This window comes from Acidovorax sp. GW821-FHT10E03 (assembly GCF_059415205.1).
In genome coordinates, this window is record NZ_JBWKMU010000004.1 from 351,742 (window position 1) to 365,812 (window position 14,071).

Consider the following 14,071-nt stretch of genomic DNA (forward strand, 5'->3'; position numbering starts at 1 on the left):
TTTATCGAGCGCGGCAGGCGTAATCCGCGCAGAAACAATCGTTAACGTTCGTGAACCGTATTGCGTATTGTTTCCACCACGCAGGCCGTGGCGCGCAGGCGGCCCCCGGGCAGTGGACCGGCTCCACGGCACTGGGCTATGCTGCGCCATCCCAGATCCCCCAGCGAGTTGCCCCGGCCATGAAGGATTTGTTCCGCAACCTCTTTTCCATCCGCCAGCAGCGCCGGCCTGCCCCGGTGGGGCCCTTGCCGGCGGTGGGCACGTTCATCATCCGGGGGCCGGTCAAGATGGCGATCACCTGCCCCGTGCCGCCCGAGCTCTGGGACTGGCTGGTGCTCTCGGGCTGGCGCAACCTGCCCGTCAAGAATGACCGGCGCAAGGGGCTGCTGGCGCCGCAGGGCGCGCTCAAGGAGCTGATCGACGCCGACCCGCAGGAGCGCAACCGCGCGCACGACCGCCTGCTGGAGCAGGCGCGGCCGGAGGATTGAGGCGCACCGCCCCCGCCCGCTGGCGCGGAGGACGCCAGCGCCGGCGCAAAAAAACCCCGTGATGCCCTGGCATCGACGGGGTTTGCTCTATTTTTAATAGCTATCGGCGCTTGATGGCCGGGCTCCAGAAGCCTATTTCATCCCCGTCACACCAGCAGCGCATTCACCCGCCGCACGTAGGCCGCCGGGTCTTCGGGCAGGCCGCCTTCGGCCAGCAGCGCCTGGTCGAACAGGATGTGCGCGAGGTCGTGGAAATGCACGCTGCCGTCGAGCTTCTTGACCAGCGCATGCTCGGCATTGACCTCCAGCACGGGCTTGGTCTCCGGCGCCTGCTGGCCCGCCTGCTTGAGCATGCGCGCGAGCTGGGTGCTCATGCCATCGTCCTGCACCACCAGGCACGCGGGTGAATCGACGAGGCGCGTGGTCACGCGCACGTCCTCGGCCTTGTCCTTGAGCGCCTCCTTGAGCTTGGCGAGCACGGGCTTGAAGGTCTCGGCGGCCTCTTCGGCGGCCTTCTTCTCGGCCTCGTCCTGCAGCTTGCCCAGGTCCACCGCGCCCTTGGCCACGCTTTGCAGCGGCGTGCCGTCGAATTCGTGCAGGTAGTTCAGCGCCCACTCGTCCACGCGGTCGGTCATGAGCAGCACCTCGATGCCCTTCTTCTTGAAGACTTCGAGCTGCGGGCTGTTCTTGGCCGCCGCCAGGGTGTCGGCGGTGATGTAGTAGATGGCCTCCTGGCCTTCCTTCATGCGGGCCTTGTAATCGGCAAAGCCCACGGTGGCGGTGTCGCTGGTGGTGGACGCAAAACGCAGCAGCCTGGCCAGGCGCTCGCGGTTGCCAAAGTCTTCGCCCAGGCCTTCCTTGAGCACGGCGCCGAATTCGGCGTAGAACTGGCTGTACTTGCCTTCCTTGGCCTTGTCGTCGGCGTCGACCACGTCCGTCACACCGTCGTCGCCCGCCGTGGCCTCATGCTTGTCGTGCTTGGCCAGGTCTTCCAGCATGCTGAGCACGCGCTTGGTCGAGCCTTCGCGGATGGCGCGCACGTCGCGGCTTTCCTGCAGCAGCTCGCGGCTCACGTTCAGCGGCAGGTCGGCCGAGTCGATCACGCCCTTGACGAAACGCAGGTAGGTGGGCATCAGCGCCTCGGCGTCGTCCATGATGAACACGCGCTTGACGTACAGCTTCACGCCGGCCTTCTTGTCCCGGTTCCACAGGTCGAACGGCGCCTTGGCGGGGATGTACAGGAGCTGCGTGTACTCGGTGTTGCCCTCGACGCGGTTGTGCGCCCAGGTCAGCGGGGCCTCGTGGTCGTGGCTGATGGTCTTGTAGAACTCGGCGTACTGCTCGTCCGTGATGTCCTTCTTGGGGCGGCTCCACAGCGCGCTGGCCTTGTTGATGGTTTCCCACTCGCCGGTCTTGACCATGGCGCCCGGCTGGCGGCCGCCGTTCTCGTCCGAAGGGTTGATCAGCTCGCCGTCTTTCCACTCTTCCTTTTCCATGAGGATGGGCAGGCTGATGTGGTCGGAGTACTTGGCGATGACGGACTTGAGCTTCCAGGCGTTGAGGTATTCCTCGGCGTCGTCGCGCAGGTGCAGGATGATGCTGGTGCCGCGCTGCGGACGGGTAATGGTTTCCACCTCGAAGTCACCCGTGCCGCCGCTCACCCAGCGCACGCCTTCGCCGGCAGGCAGGCCCGCGCGGCGCGACTCGACCGTGATCTTGTCGGCCACGATGAAGCCCGAATAGAAGCCCACGCCGAACTGGCCGATGAGCTGCGCGTCCTGCTTCTGGTCGCCCGAGAGCTTGCCCATGAAGTCCTTGGTGCCGCTCTTGGCGATGGTGCCCAGATGCTCGATGGCCTCCTGCTGGCTCATGCCGATGCCGTTGTCGGTGATGGTGAGCGTCTTCGCGTCCTTGTCGAAGGTCACGCGCACTTCCAGGTTGGGAGCGTCCTCGAACAGCGCGGAATTGTTCAGGCCTTCGAAGCGCAGCTTGTCGCACGCGTCCGAGGCGTTGGAGATCAGCTCGCGCAGGAAGATCTCCTGGTTGGAGTACAGCGAGTGCGTGACAAGGTGCAGCAGCTGGGCCACTTCGGCCTGGAAAGACAGGGTCTGTTTGGTGCTCATGGTGTCTTGGAGATTGCTGTGTAAGGTGCAAGGGAACGCCTTTCACGGGCCACGGGGGTGGCGAGGAAAGGCGTTCGCGCGTGTTCACCTCGGGGCGGACTGGCTGATTTCAAGGGTGTTTCGCACACGGCGGCCTCCGGCGCGGCCTGCCGTCCGTCCCTGCAGACGGCGGGCAGACGGGGCCGGGCGCTGAAGATTGTTGACAATCTGCAGGCAACTGGCAGTATTTTTTGTCATTTGCCCCCCATAAGATGCACGCGCCGCCGCTGTTCCGAAGAGAGCAGCCTTCCAGAGCCCTGTGCCCTTTTTTCTTTCGGAGCCGTCCTGCCATGCCCACATCCCTTCAAAAATGGTCCGCCGAGTTCCTCGGCACGTTCTGGCTGACCCTGGGAGGCTGCGGCAGCGCCGTGCTGGCTGCCGCCTTCCCGCAGCTGGGCATTGGTTTTGTCGGCGTGTCCCTGGCCTTTGGCCTCACGGTGCTGACAGGGGCCTATGCCCTGGGACCGATCTCGGGCGGGCACTTCAATCCCGCCGTGTCGGTGGGGCTGGCGCTGGGTGGCCGCTTCAAGGCGTCCGAGCTGCCCGGCTACGTGCTGGCCCAGGTGCTGGGCGCCATCGCCGCGGCGGGCGTGCTGTACCTCATCGCCACCGGCAAGCCGGGCGCGGACATCGGGGGTTTCGCCACCAACGGCTATGGCGAACACTCCCCCGGCGGCTATGGCCTGGTGGCCGCCGTGGTGACGGAGGTCGTGCTGACGGCCGTGTTCCTCATCGTGATCCTGGGCGCCACGGCCAAACGCGCGGCCAGCGGCTTTGGCGGGCTGGCGATCGGCCTGTGCCTCACGCTCATCCACCTGATCTCCATCCCGGTGACCAACACCTCGGTCAACCCCGCGCGCAGCACCGGCCCGGCGCTGTTTGGCCCGGCCTATGCGCTGTCGGAACTGTGGGTGTTCTGGGCAGCGCCCATCGCAGGCGCGCTGCTGGGCGCCGCCATCTACCGCGCGCTGCTCAGCGACGACTGAGGGGGCGGGCTTCAGCCCTCGATCGTGATGCGCTGCACCAGCGTCTGCAGGATCTTGTCGGCCTTGTCGTTGGCCACCTGGCAGGTGCCCGCGGCCGCATGCCCGCCGCCGCCAAACTCCAGCATGAGGTTGCCGATGTGCACCTGGCTGCTGCGGTCGAGGATGGACTTGCCCGTGGCGAACACCGTGTTCTGCTTTTGCAGGCCCCACATCACGTGGATGGAGATGTTGCACTGGGGGAACAGCGCGTAGATCATGAAGCGGTTGGTGGCCCAGATGGTTTCTTCCTCGCGCAGGTCCAGCACCACCAGCTTGCCGATGCGGATGGCGCAGCGCTGCAGCTGCTCCTGGGCCTTGGGGGCATGGTCTCGGTACAGCTGCACGCGCTCCTGCACGTCGGGCAGGGCCAGGATGTCGGCGATGTCGTGGTCGCGGCAATACTGGATGAGGTCCATCATCAGCGCATAGTTGCTGATGCGGAAGTCGCGGAAACGCCCCAGTCCCGTGCGCGAATCCATCATGTAGTTCAGCAGCACCCAGCCCTGGGGGTCCAGGATGTCTTCGCGGGAGTACTGGGCGGAGTCGGCCTGGTCCACCGCCGCCATCATTTCGTCGGTGATGCGCGGAAAGGCCGCCTTGCCGCCGTAGTGGTTGTAGACCACGCGGGCCGCCGACGGCGCATGGGCCTCGATGATGTGGTTTTCGTCGCGCCGGCCCGAGTTGCGCACGGTTTCCGATTCGTGGTGGTCGAAGACCAGGTGGGCCCCCGGCACATAGGGCAGGTTGGTGGTGATGTCGCGGCTGGTGATGGCGATCTTGCCGTCCTGCATGTCCTTCGGGTGCACGAAGGTGATCTCGTCGATGAGATTGAGCTCATTGAGCAGCACGGCACACACGAGGCCGTCGAAGTCGCTGCGGGTTACCAGCCGGTATTTCACGTCGCTCACTAGTTTCTCCTTGTCACATATTCATGGCCACATGGTAGCCGCGGGCCATGGCCCCACAAGGCCGTTGGCATGGAAAAGCGGACCACCGGACCGCTTTTCTCCCTTTGCCGCTCACGCGGGCCGAAGCCACTGCTCCAGCTGCCGCGCCACGCCCGCATCGCCCAGCAGCGCCAGATGGCCCATCCGGTGGAACACGGCCTGCCGATCCTTGGCAAAACCCAGGGTCCGCCGCGCATCATCATGGATGCCCAGGGCACTGTGCAACGGCACCAACCCGTCGCCCACCAGCCGCTCGGCCACCGGACTGCGCCGCGCGGCCAGCGTGGCGGCGATGGCATGGCAGGCCACGCCCTCGGGCAGCGGCACCGGAACGCGCCGGTCAGGCTGGCGGTGAAAGCGGTCGCGCCCCTGCCCGTCGGATTCCAGCACGTGGCCGTGGCGCAGGTCGGTGATGCCCGCGCTGCGCAGCTGCGCCAGCCGTGCGAAGGGGCGCGAATACGGCGTGCTGCCCAGCAGGATGTCCACCCAGTGGCCGGCTTTTTCCAGCGGCGCGCCATGGTGGGGCGTGCCCAGGCACACCAGGTGGCGCAGCAGCGCCGGCCAGCCCAGCCCCTGCGCCACCGCCTGGTGGCACGCACTGCGCGCGACCAGCCCGCCCATGCTGTGGGCCAGCACCGCCACCTCCGTCACGGGCACCGGCCAGTCCCTCACGAGGGATTCCAGCTGCGCCGCGAGCTCCGCGCCATTGGCGCAGGTGTGCAGGCCCGTGTTGTAGCGCAGGTAGACCGGCGTGCAGCCCAGCGCCTGCGCGAGGTAGGCGCCATGGTCATGGCCGCCGTGCCGCCACTGCAGATCGTTCATGCACAGGCCGTGGACCAGCACCAGCACCTTGCCGGTGGCCGCGCCGCTGGCGGCCAGGGCGGGCAGGTCGAGCGGCAGCCCCTCCCGGTGGAACCCCATGCGGGTGCACAGCGGGTTGCCGTCGCGCTGGAGGCGGTCCCCCATCACGCCGTTGAGGGCGGCCAGCACGGCCTCGCGCTCCCACTGCACGCCGGTGTGCGGCACGGCAGGCTCGAAAAACGGCTCCAGCCGCGCCAGGCCCGCCTGCAGCCCCGCATCCACGAGCCATGTCACGCCCCGAATGCTCTGGTAGACCAGCCCCGTGAGGCCCCGCGCCTGCCCGGGCTGCGCCCCGCCAGGCAAACCCAGGGTGCCCAGCACCGACTGGTGCACGCCCTCGGCCACGCGGCTGATGCCCGTGGTGGCCTGCGTGGCCAGCCGTGCCACGCCGCGCAGGTCGGAAACGCGCAACTGCCGCAGGGGGCCCGGCGTGGAGGGTTCGGCGGGGCGCCTTGCCCCGGGGCCGGCTGCATTGGCGCCGCGGCGCGGTGATGGGGACATGGGTGGAAAGGCTCCGTTCAGGAATGGTCAAGCGACACAGGAAGAAGCCGGGGCGCCCGGCCTGTCAGAACCGTTCGCCGGGAGAAAGGTAGCGCCACTGCCCGACCGGCAGGTTGCCCAGGGTGACACGGCCGATGCGAATGCGCTTGAGCCCCACCACCTTGAGCCCCACCAGCTCGCACATGCGGCGGATCTGGCGCTTCTTGCCTTCGGTGAGCACGAAGCGCAGCTGCTCGGGGTTCTGCCAGTCGACCTGGGCGTGCTTGAGCGGCTGGCCGTCGAGCGCCAGGCCGTGGCACAGCCGCGCGAGCTGTTCGCGCGGGAAGGCCGACTGCACGTCGGTGGCGACATCGCCGTACTGCACGCGCACGAGGTACTCCTTGTCCACCGTGGAGTCCTCGCCGATGAGCTGGCGCGCCACGCGGCCGTCCTGGGTGAGAACGAGCAGGCCCACCGAATCGATGTCCAGCCGCCCGGCCGGCGCCAGGCCACGCAGCTGCGGCGGCGAGAACCGGTTGCGGCTGGGGTCGTCGCGCCAGTGCGTGCGGGGGTTGATCAACGCCACGGCGGGCGTGTGGCCGTCCTCGGCCTGCCCGCTCACATAGCCCATGGGCTTGTGCAGCAGGATGGTGACGCGCTGCTCCTGGAACCCCTGGGCGACCTTGTCGACCTCGATGCGGTCGGTGGGCAGCACCTGCACGCCCATCTCCGCGACCTCGCCATTGACCTTGACCCAGCCCTGGGCGATCCAGTCATCCGCCTCGCGCCGGGAGCACATGCCCAGTTCGGCCATGCGCTTGTTCAGGCGGGAGCTGACCAGGCCGTTGGGTGCCACGGTGCGTGCGGCAGGCGGGGGTGCCTGCCGCACCGGCGCGACAAAGCCACCCGACGCCGTGCGGTAGGTGGGCGGTGCGGGCGCGCGGGAGGGCCGGGGCGGCGGCGCGGGACGGGCGGGCGCTGCCTTGGCCGCCTTGGCTTCGACGACGGGACGGCGAAGCACGGGGCGCGGCGCGGGTGCGGACGGGCCGCCGGCATCCGGGGCTGGAGCCGCTGCGGGGCCGGCGGGCGGACGGGAACTGGAAGAGGACATTGCGCGTATTTTCGCCTGTGGGCCGCACGGGCCTTGCGGGCCCGGCGCGGAAAGGCCGGCCGGCGGTGCCTCTGCGGCATCCGCCACCGGTGAAAAACCGGACAGCTTACCCCTGGCGCGCCTGCCAGGCCAGGAAATCATCGACGGGCAGGGGCCGTGCGATGTGGTAGCCCTGCGCCTCGTCGCACGCCAGTGAGCGCAGCCGCTCCAGGATGTCCGCGGTTTCCACGCCCTCGGCCACCACGCTGAGCCCCAGGTTGTGTGCCAGGTCGATGGTCGAGCGCACGATCATCGCGTCGTCCTCGCCCGCCGCCATGCCCATCACGAACGATTTGTCGATCTTGAGCTCGTCCACCGGCAGGCGCTTGAGGTAGGCCAGCGAGGAGTACCCCGTGCCGAAATCGTCGATGGAGAGCTTGAAGCCCTGCTGGGACAGGCGGTTGAGCATGGCCTCGGCGCGCTGGGGGTCGTCCATGATGGCGCTTTCGGTGATCTCCAGGCAGAAGGCGCTGGCGGACACGCCATGGCGCACCAGGATGTCGGCCAGCCGCGCGCTGAGCTCCGGGTCCAGCAGGTCGCGCGTGGACAGGTTGACCGAGACCCTGAGCGGCAGGCCCCGGGTGCGCGGGTCGGCCAGCAGGCGCGCGACCTCCTCGAACATCCACAGCGTGAGCTGGCGCACAAAGCCCGTCTGCTCGGCGAACGGGATGAACTGCATGGGCGGCACCAGGCCGCGCTGCGGATGCTGCCAGCGCACCAGGGCCTCGGCGGCCAGGCCGGGCTGGCCGCGCAGCGCCACCTTGGGCTGCAGGTACAGGCGCAGTTCGCGGTGTTCGACGGCGCGGCGCAGTTCGGTCAGCAGGGACAGGGTCTGCGTGCTGGCCGAATCGAACGACGCGTCGTACTGCAGCGCCCCGCTGAGCTTGCGCTTGGCGGCGTACATGGCGATCTCGGAACGGCTGAGCAGCGTGTCGGCATCGTCCGCGTCGCCTGGCCAGCAGGCAATGCCGATCCCGGCGCTCAGGTCCACCGTCTGGTCCTCGAAGGCCAGCGGCTCCTCGAACGAGCGCGTGATGCGCAGCGCGGTGTCGTGGGCGGCGGCCGCATCGGCGCCCTGCAGCAGCACGGCGAATTCGTTGCCGCCCAGGCGTGCCACCATGTGGCCGGGCAACGGCACCTGCTGGCGCAGGCGCTCGGCCACGGCCTGCAGCAGGCGGTCGCCGAAGGCATAGCCGAGCACGTCGTTCACATGCTTGAAGCGGTCCAGGTCGAGCGTGAGCACGGCCAGCGGCTGCGGTGGCCCTGCCGCCACGCCGCCCGCGCCCGCGATCGCCTGCACCACCGCTTCGCGAAAGCGCTCCCGGTTGGGCAGTCCGGTGAGCCGGTCCCAGTAGGCCAGGCGGCGGATTTCCGTTTGCTGCGCGCCGATGTCCACGCGCATATGGTCGAACGAGCGCGCGAGGTTGCCGATCTCGTCGCTGCGGGCGGTGTGCGCCAGCGGCACGTCGTACTCGCCGCGCGAGAGGCGCTGCGTGGCGGCCAGCAGCGAGCGCAGCGGCGTGGTCAGGCGCTGCGCCACCAGCCCCGTGCCCACCGCGAACAGCAGCACGCCGGCGACGGTGATGATGGCCAGCAGCACCTGCAGCTGGCGGTAGGGCGCGAGCACCTCGTCCACCGAGCGCAGCAGCAGCGCCTGCACCTCGCCGCCCACGCTGTGCAGGCGGATGGTGCGCGCCAGCAAGGTGCCTTCCGGCGTCTGCAGTTCACCCGAAGCAATTCCCTGGCGCTGCAGCAGCGCCAGCGGGCCGGGCGGCAGCGTGCTCACGGGCACCTGGACCGAGCCGTCCGCGCCCTGGACGACCAGCGCCACATGCACCGACAGCAATTGCCGCATCTCGTCGGCCAGCGGCTGGTGGATGGGAAAGCCCATCAGCACCCAGCCGATGACCACCGGTGCGCGCAGCGGCACCATCACGAACTGGTAGGGCACGCCGTCCATCACCGCGATCTGGCTGCCCTGGGCCTGCGCGGCCAGCGGCGGCACCAGTTCGCGCAGGGTGGCCGGAAACGCCTCCATGCTGCCCGACAGGCTGACCGCGCGCAGCGCGAGGTCGGTGCCCAGCAGCGCCGTCACGGCGGCGCCGATGCGGCTGCCGTGGTTCTCCAGCACGGACTGGATGGTTTCCTCGTCGCCCGAATTCACGGCGGAGCGAAAGCCGTAGTCGGCCGCGAGCAGGGCCGAGCCCTGGCGCAGCTTGTCGGCGTTCTGTTCGAGGAGCCGGCGCCAGACGTTCTCGTCCAGGTCCAGGGCCTGGGCGATCTGGGCGCGCGCATTGCGCTCGATGGTGGCGCGCACCACCGCAAAACCCGCCGCCTGCACGATGAGCAGCAGCAGCAGCGAGAGTCCCACCAGCCGCAGGATCAGGCTGCGCCGCAGCAGGCGCAGCTGCATCAAGGCTGCAACCCCGCCAAACGCACCGACGCGGCGGCGCCGCCGGCGGCGGGCACCGTCAGCGCCTGCTCCTGCGCGGGGGCGCCCACCGGCAGCCGCGTGTGCCAGGCGCGCAGCGTGTAGGTGCCGGGCGGCACATTGTCGAGCTGCGCCCTGCCCGTGGCGGCGGAGCTGCGCGCGTAGTGCGGGGTGTCCACCACCAGGATCCAGCCCACCATCTGGTCGTGGATGTTGCAGCCGAGCACCACCACGCCCGGCCGGTCGAACAGCACGGGATTGGAGGGCGTACCGGTGTAGAGCTTGAGCTCGAATTTCTTGGCGGGCGAGAACGAATAGACGTGGTGGCGCACCGAGTCATGGTTGGGAAAGCGCACCTCGGTGCCCACCGGCACCACGAGCACGCCGGGCACGAACCTTCGTTTCTCCTGCGCCATCTCCACACTGGCCAGCGGCCGGGCCTGCCGGGCCGCGTCGGCCGAGTCGAGGAACACCACGGCGTCGGCCAGCGGCTTGCCCGCGGTGTCCAGCACGTCCACCTGCACCGTGGCACCCCGCGCCGCCGTGGCCAGGCCCGCCATGCACGCACCGGCCAGCAGGAACGCGGCCACCGGGCGCCCGGTGCGGCGCGCGGGAAAGCAGGCATGCGTCATGGTTCGATGGCCATGCCCAGCAAGGGCGCGCCCTCGCCCACCCTGCCCAGCGCACGGGTGGCGCCAGTGTCCAGGTTCACCAGGTGCAGCCGCGTCTGGCCGTCGGCCGGCGTGCGCACGGCGATCAGCGCGGTGTTGCCGACATCCGAGATGTCGAACGACACATCGGTCAGGGGCCCCAGGCCCAGCGGCCCCACGGTGCGCAGCTGGCCGGTGTTGGGCGACACCACGGGCGTGGCGCCTTCCCGCGAGCCCTGCGTCACCAGCACGCCGAGCGCACGGTCGATGGCGTAGTTGGTGGTGAGCTTGCCGTCCTGCGCGTTGTAGGTATAGGCGGCGCCCGCGATATCGGGCGCGCGGCCGGCGTTCGTGTCGCTCCAGGCATAGCGCAGGGCCGGGTCGGGCTGCACGCCCTCGACGGCCGGGTCGCCGTCCACCACGGCGCCGGTGTCCGGGTGCAGCCGCAGGTTCTGGCCCGCGTTCGAGACGACGCGGATGCGGTCGGCCACGGGGTTGAAATCAAAGCCGAAGGCCGTCCCCCGCAGGGCCAGGACGGCCGGCGTTGGGCCCACGGGGCGCAGGGCCCCGGTGGGGATGTCGAGCGTGTACAGCCGCCCCGCCTGCGAGAGCGCATACAGCACGCCGCGCGCCACGCGAAAGTCCAGGCCCACCAGTCGCTCGCCCGGGGCCAGGCCCGTCACGGAGCGGCGCTCCAGGATGCGCTCCGGCTGGCCGGCATGGAAGGTGATGAGCTCGTGCGACGCCGTGACCGCGACGACCAGTTCGCGCTGGTCCGGCCCGGGCGCGGGTGCCGTGGCGCAGCTGGCGAGCGCGGCGACCACCAGCGCGGCGGCGGCGGCGCGGCACGCCAGGGGGAGGGAAAGCGGGTTCATCCTGAGGCCTCACATCTGTAACGGGTTTATACATGATGGGGTGCGCCACCGGGAGCCACCGGCCAACGAAGCACCCGCCAAATGCTACCAATCAAATAGCAAAAAACCCAATGCAATACGCCGCCTTGCTGCGTTTTCCTTCATTTTCCACAGCCTCCACCCCGCCTTCTGCCCTGCGGGAGTGGTGCACGCCCTGGAAGGCCATTTGTAACAAACGCCCATGCACAACGGGCATGGCGCCATCCGCAAGCCTCATGACACTTCTTGTCAATTCTGCCTACACTGCCCTGGGCCGGCGTGCGGGTCGCGGCCGCCGGCCCGGCTGATGCGGGCCCCGTTATTGCTTTGCCTTGTGCATCCCGATCCATTGCACCCAGAGACCTCAAGGAACACCATGCCGGCCGCTTCATCACTCAAATCCCTGTCGATCTCCAGCCGGCTCGGCCTGGGCTTCGGCTGCATGCTGGTGCTGGTGGTGGCCGTCGCTGCCGTGGGCCAGCTTTCCGTGGGCAAGGTGCATGAGCAGATGCGCCAGGTCACCGGTGCCGGCGCCAGCAAGTCCAAGCTCGTCAACGGCATGCTGGAGAGCGTGAGCGCCATCGGCATCCAGAGCCGCTCGGCGGCCATGCTCAACGACATCGACCCCAAGCAGGCACACGAACAGATCGCTGCCATTTCCGCGACGCTCAAGGAATACGGCCGCCAGGAAACCGCCCTGGGCGAACTCCTCACCCCCGCCGGCGCCACGCCCGCCGAGATCAAGCTGCTGGGCGAGGTACAGGCGCTGGGCCGCAAGGCGCGCCCCGAGCTCGACAACGCGATCAAATCGGCCGACGACGGCGACACGGTGAGCGCGACCCTGGCACTGATGACCCGCGTGGCGCCCGTGGAAACCGCGTGGCGCGCCAAGCTGCGCGAACTCATCGAGCTGCAGAACAGCCTCAACGCCGACGCCACGGCCTCGGCCGAGCAGACCCAGAGCAACGCCCGCATGGTGGGCGGCCTGCTGGTGCTGCTGGCCATCGGGCTCGGCGCGCTGATCGCGTGGCGCATCACCGCCAGCATCACCGCCCCCATCGGCCGCGCCGTGGTGGTGGCGGAACGCATCGCGCGCGGCGACCTCACCTCGCAGGTGGAAGTGCGCATCCAGGACGAAACCGGCCGCCTGCTGGAAGCCATCGCCGCCATGCAGGAGCGCCTGCGCACGCTGGTGGGCGAGATCGGCCAGACCGCCGACTCCATCCTCGTGGCCAGTTCGGAAGTCGCCTCGGGCAACCTGGACCTGAGCCAGCGCACCGAGCAGACCTCGCACAATCTGCAGGGCGCGGCCACCGCGCTGGTGGACCTGACCGGCACCGTGTCGCAAAGCGCCGACTCGGCCCGCCAGGCCAACCAGCTCGCGTCCACCGCGTCCGACGCGGCCACGCGCGGGGGCGAGGTGGTGTCGCAGGTCGTGCGCACCATGGACACCATCAGCGCCAGTTCGCGCAAGATCGCCGACATCATCAGCGTGATCGACGGCATCGCCTTCCAGACCAACATCCTGGCCCTCAACGCCGCGGTGGAAGCCGCCCGCGCCGGCGAACAGGGCCGGGGCTTCGCCGTCGTGGCGGGCGAAGTGCGCAGCCTGGCCGGCCGCTCGGCCAATGCCGCGCGCGAGATCAAGGCCCTGATCGGCGCCAGCGTCCATCAGGTGCAGGAGGGCAGCACCCTGGTGAACCACGCGGGCAAGACCATCGAGGAGCTGGTGCTGTCGGTGCGCCGCGTGTCCGACATCATGGGCGAGATCACCGCCGCCACGCAGGAACAGAGCCAGCGCATCGGCCACGTGAGCCATTCGGTGGGCGAACTCGAGGAAATGACGCAGCAGAACGCCGCCCTCGTGGAGGAAGGGGCCGCGGCGGCCGACAGCCTCAAGGACCAGGCGGGCCGCCTCACCCAGATGGTGGGCACCTTCCGCCTCACGCGCGATGGCGGCGGCGAGAACCACTGGAGCGGCGGCGCCGCATCACCCGCGCCGGTGCCCGTACCGGCGCCCCCGCAGCGCGCCAGCCTGCAGCCCCCTTCGCGCGGCCAGCAACCCTCGCTGCCGGGCTGAGGCCCGCCGCCGCTCAAACGCCCTGCTGCAGCGGGAAGATGCTCGAGCGCAGCGCCAGCAGATCCAGCACGCGCAGGCCGCCGTATTCCACCCGGATCGCGCCCTGCGCCTCCAGCGCCGCCAGCGCCTCGTTCACGCGCTGGCGCGACAGGCCCACCAGATAGGCCAGCTCCTGCTGCGTGATGCGCAGCACCTCCCCCACGCCGGGGTACAGCACCGGGTTGAACAGCGATGCCAGGCTGCGGGCCACGCGCACGTCGGGGTTGTTCAGGCGGTCGATCTCGCGCGCGGCGATGAACTGGCCCAGCCGCTCGTTGAGCTGGTTCATCACGAAGCGGTTGAAGCCGATGGAGTGGTCCAGCAGCCAGTGGAAGCTGTCGATCGGCAACCCGGCCACCACGCTCTTGCGCAGCGCCTGGATGTTGTAGCGGTAGGGCTCGCGCTTCAAGGCCGTGCCCTCGCCAAACCAGCCCCCGGGCGGCAGGCCGGCGTAGGTCATGGTCTGCCCCTGCGCGTTGTCGCTGCTCATCTTGAGCAGGCCCTCCACCACGCCAAACCAGTAGGTCACCGGCCGCCCCACCCGGCAGACGTAGTCGCCCGCGTTGGCGTCCCCCACCAACAGCGACGCCACGGCCCGCTCGCGCTCGGCGGGCAGCAGCAGGCTCAGCCAGGGTATGCCGCCGAGCTCGTCCACCGTGGGCGGCCGGCGCCGCTGGTGGAGCGAAAGATCCTGGTTCATGCGTGAGTCCATGGCGGTGCGGGTCCGGGGGAGAGCGACAAAGGGGGCATGCGATGCGGGAATACCACGACCCGGATTGTCGTCAGAACGACAAAAAAATGTCAATTGTGACGGGATGATGTCGCCTCCCCAGCAGCCGATGCGCCCGCCTGGGCCACCCGAGGA

12 protein-coding genes are annotated in these 14,071 nt (G+C 69.3%); 3 read left to right on the plus strand and 9 right to left on the minus strand.

Annotation, left to right across the window (positions count from 1 at the left end; translation table 11 throughout):
• The first annotated feature begins 179 nt into the window (after positions 1-179).
• Complete coding sequence (locus AC07OD_RS09660; protein WP_218293068.1) at positions 180-488, plus strand: hypothetical protein; 309 nt, start codon at positions 180-182, stop codon at positions 486-488.
• Between the two features lie 146 nt (positions 489-634).
• Here the strand turns inward: AC07OD_RS09660 and htpG are convergent, their stop codons facing one another.
• Entirely contained in the window at positions 635-2,611 is a 1,977-nt protein-coding gene (htpG, locus tag AC07OD_RS09665; protein ID WP_494596343.1) for a molecular chaperone HtpG, read from the minus strand.
• A 329-nt stretch (positions 2,612-2,940) separates the two neighbouring features.
• On the opposite strand from htpG, the gene aqpZ reads away from it, so the two are divergent.
• On the plus strand, positions 2,941-3,636 hold the full coding sequence (gene aqpZ, locus AC07OD_RS09670) for an aquaporin Z (RefSeq protein WP_218293066.1): 696 nt from the start codon (positions 2,941-2,943) through the stop codon (positions 3,634-3,636).
• A gap of 11 nt (positions 3,637-3,647) precedes the next feature.
• Here aqpZ and AC07OD_RS09675 read toward each other — a convergent pair whose 3' ends face one another.
• The 7 genes from AC07OD_RS09675 to AC07OD_RS09705 form a co-directional block, all read right to left on the minus strand.
• Positions 3,648-4,583: an exopolyphosphatase gene (locus AC07OD_RS09675; RefSeq protein ID WP_218293065.1), complete on the minus strand. Its 936-nt coding sequence runs from the start codon at positions 4,581-4,583 to the stop codon at positions 3,648-3,650.
• A gap of 111 nt (positions 4,584-4,694) precedes the next feature.
• Positions 4,695-5,984, minus strand: coding sequence for an esterase/lipase family protein (locus AC07OD_RS09680; protein ID WP_494596346.1), 1,290 nt, complete (start codon positions 5,982-5,984; stop codon positions 4,695-4,697).
• A 64-nt stretch (positions 5,985-6,048) separates the two neighbouring features.
• Complete coding sequence (locus AC07OD_RS09685; RefSeq protein ID WP_494596348.1) at positions 6,049-7,074, minus strand: pseudouridine synthase; 1,026 nt, start codon at positions 7,072-7,074, stop codon at positions 6,049-6,051.
• Between the two features lie 106 nt (positions 7,075-7,180).
• A complete protein-coding gene (locus AC07OD_RS09690; protein WP_492246301.1) occupies positions 7,181-9,526 on the minus strand; it encodes a putative bifunctional diguanylate cyclase/phosphodiesterase in 2,346 nt (781 codons plus the stop codon).
• The gene (locus AC07OD_RS09695) at positions 9,526-10,104 is read right to left on the minus strand and encodes a methylamine utilization protein (protein WP_492246364.1); all 579 of its coding nucleotides are present in this window, start codon (positions 10,102-10,104) and stop codon (positions 9,526-9,528) included. The genes AC07OD_RS09690 and AC07OD_RS09695 overlap by 1 nt, the downstream gene beginning before the upstream one ends.
• Positions 10,105-10,172: 68 nt before the next feature.
• Positions 10,173-11,069: a DUF4394 domain-containing protein gene (locus AC07OD_RS09700; RefSeq protein ID WP_492246300.1), complete on the minus strand. Its 897-nt coding sequence runs from the start codon at positions 11,067-11,069 to the stop codon at positions 10,173-10,175.
• A gap of 91 nt (positions 11,070-11,160) precedes the next feature.
• Positions 11,161-11,304 carry a hypothetical protein gene (locus tag AC07OD_RS09705; RefSeq protein ID WP_492246299.1) on the minus strand — a complete coding sequence of 48 codons (144 nt, stop codon included), beginning with the start codon at positions 11,302-11,304 and terminating at the stop codon, positions 11,161-11,163.
• A gap of 159 nt (positions 11,305-11,463) precedes the next feature.
• Here AC07OD_RS09705 and AC07OD_RS09710 point away from each other — a divergent pair, with 159 nt between their 5' ends.
• Positions 11,464-13,167: a methyl-accepting chemotaxis protein gene (locus AC07OD_RS09710; RefSeq protein WP_492246298.1), complete on the plus strand. Its 1,704-nt coding sequence runs from the start codon at positions 11,464-11,466 to the stop codon at positions 13,165-13,167.
• A gap of 13 nt (positions 13,168-13,180) precedes the next feature.
• On the opposite strand, the gene AC07OD_RS09715 is transcribed toward AC07OD_RS09710, so the two are convergent.
• Complete coding sequence (locus tag AC07OD_RS09715; protein WP_255591280.1) at positions 13,181-13,906, minus strand: Crp/Fnr family transcriptional regulator; 726 nt, start codon at positions 13,904-13,906, stop codon at positions 13,181-13,183.
• Positions 13,907-14,071 lie beyond the last annotated feature (165 nt).

Bases quoted from the DNA above. Each gene is read 5' to 3' on its own strand.
- AC07OD_RS09660 (WP_218293068.1), top strand. From the start codon at position 180: ATGAAGGATTTGTTCCGCAACCTCTTTTCCATCCGCCAGCAGCGCCGG.
- htpG (WP_494596343.1), bottom strand. From the start codon at position 2,611: ATGAGCACCAAACAGACCCTGTCTTTCCAGGCCGAAGTGGCCCAGCTG.
- aqpZ (WP_218293066.1), top strand. From the start codon at position 2,941: ATGCCCACATCCCTTCAAAAATGGTCCGCCGAGTTCCTCGGCACGTTC.
- AC07OD_RS09680 (WP_494596346.1), bottom strand. From the start codon at position 5,984: ATGTCCCCATCACCGCGCCGCGGCGCCAATGCAGCCGGCCCCGGGGCA.
- AC07OD_RS09685 (WP_494596348.1), bottom strand. From the start codon at position 7,074: ATGTCCTCTTCCAGTTCCCGTCCGCCCGCCGGCCCCGCAGCGGCTCCA.
- AC07OD_RS09690 (WP_492246301.1), bottom strand. From the start codon at position 9,526: ATGCAGCTGCGCCTGCTGCGGCGCAGCCTGATCCTGCGGCTGGTGGGA.
- AC07OD_RS09695 (WP_492246364.1), bottom strand. From the start codon at position 10,104: ATGGCGGGCCTGGCCACGGCGGCGCGGGGTGCCACGGTGCAGGTGGAC.
- AC07OD_RS09700 (WP_492246300.1), bottom strand. From the start codon at position 11,069: ATGAACCCGCTTTCCCTCCCCCTGGCGTGCCGCGCCGCCGCCGCCGCG.
- AC07OD_RS09705 (WP_492246299.1), bottom strand. From the start codon at position 11,304: ATGCCCGTTGTGCATGGGCGTTTGTTACAAATGGCCTTCCAGGGCGTG.
- AC07OD_RS09710 (WP_492246298.1), top strand. From the start codon at position 11,464: ATGCCGGCCGCTTCATCACTCAAATCCCTGTCGATCTCCAGCCGGCTC.
- AC07OD_RS09715 (WP_255591280.1), bottom strand. From the start codon at position 13,906: ATGAACCAGGATCTTTCGCTCCACCAGCGGCGCCGGCCGCCCACGGTG.